Here is a 1564-nt window from a genome sequence, read left to right as displayed (position 1 = left end):
TGCAAGTCTGGCGCCGGGGCCACGGACCTCACGGGTCACGCATTGTCGCTTCGAGCACGCCGGTCAGATTTTCGGTTCCCGACCGAGGCCCCCGGGCGGCCTACCCACTGGTCGATCATGGTTGCACGAAAGGGAACAAGGGGATGGGTGACAGGCCGGTCGAGGAGATCCCGGACGCCGACAGTGAACAGGTCTGGCAGCGGGTGTGTGCCGTCGATGTGGCGAAGGAGTCCGGGATGGTGTGTACCCGGCTGCCGTCCGGGAGCGGGCGGCGGGTGAGCCGGGTGTGGAAGGTCGCGGCGACCACGAACGCGGTGGGTGACCTCGCCGCCGAACTGGTCGCGGCGGGGGTGGAGAAGGTCACCGTGGAGAGCACGTCGGACTACTGGCGGATCTGGTTCTACCTGTTCGAAGCGGCGGGTCTGGACGTGCAGCTGGTCAACGCCCGGGACGTCCGTAACGTGCCCGGACGGCCGAAGACCGACAAACTCGACGCGGTGTGGCTGGCCAAGCTGACGGAGAAGGGCCTGTTGCGGCCGTCGTTCGTGCCGCCGGCGGCGATCCGGGCGTTGCGGGACTACACCCGGATGCGGGTGGACCTGGTCCGGGACCGGACCCGCTACTGGTCGAGGCTGGAGAAACTCCTCGAGGACGCCCTGATCAAGGTGTCGTCGGTGGCGTCGACGTTGAAGACGCTCTCGACGCGGGACATGGTCGAGGCGTTGATCGCCGGTGAACGTGACCCTCAGGTCCTCGCCTCGCTGGCACACGGGCGGCTACGTCGCAGACACGACGCTCTGGTGGAGGCGCTGACCGGCCGGTTCGACGCCCACCACGGCGAGCTGGCCCGGATTCTGCTCGACCAGATCCGCCGTCTCGACACCGAGATCGCGAACCTCACCGAACGGATCGGGCAGGTCATCGACGACATCGACCCACCCCCACCCGCCACCGCCACCGACGACGCCGACGCCGAGGGCGGTGACATCCACCTCGCCGCCCGGCGGCGGCTGGCCGAGATCCCCGGTATCAACACCGAGTCCGCGCAGCTGATCATCGCCGAGATCGGTCTGGACATGACCCGGTTCCCCACCGCCGGGCACCTGGTGTCCTGGGCGAAGCTGTCTCCCCGCACCATCCAGTCCGGTACCAGCCTCACCGCCGGCGGGACCGGCAAGGGCAACCCGTACCTCAAAGGCGTCCTCGGGATGGCCGCGGCGACAGCCGCCCGCGGCCACACCACGTTCCTGTCCGCACGGTACCGGCGACTGGTCACCCGCCGGGGCAAGGGCAAGGCCCTGGTCGCCGTCGCCCGTTCCATCCTCGTGATCATCTGGCACCTGCTCGCTGATCCGACGGCCCGCTACCACGACCTCGGCGCCGACCACCACGACCGCCGGATCAACACCACCCGCAGAACCAACAGCCTGGTCCGACAACTCGAAGCCCTCGGCCACACCGTCACCCTGCAACCCGCCGCCTAAACCTCACACCCCAACCCCGCCCGGGTCGACCCACCGACACCGGGCCACCCCCGCACACCCAAAACCCGCCGTGGTACAGG

Annotated in this window: 1 protein-coding gene; it reads left to right on the top strand. The window is 69.1% G+C overall.

Features of this window, described 5'->3' with window-relative positions; genetic code table 11:
* Positions 1-143 precede the first annotated feature (143 nt).
* Positions 144-1484 (top strand): IS110 family transposase, encoded by a 1341-nt coding sequence (locus tag ACFHVL_RS31225; protein WP_416632216.1) that lies wholly within the window; start codon positions 144-146, stop codon positions 1482-1484.
* Positions 1485-1564 lie beyond the last annotated feature (80 nt).

The organism is Micromonospora sp. LOL_023, from assembly GCF_048060115.1.
GTDB lineage: Bacteria > Actinomycetota > Actinomycetes > Mycobacteriales > Micromonosporaceae > Micromonospora_E.
Note: the sequence above shows the minus strand (reverse complement) of the source record. Positions and strands in the feature narration are given on the sequence as shown.

What these genes read in the sequence shown, in the direction of transcription:
- ACFHVL_RS31225 (WP_416632216.1), top strand. Translation starts at nt 144, where the DNA reads ATGGGTGACAGGCCGGTCGAGGAGATCCCGGACGCCGACAGTGAACAG.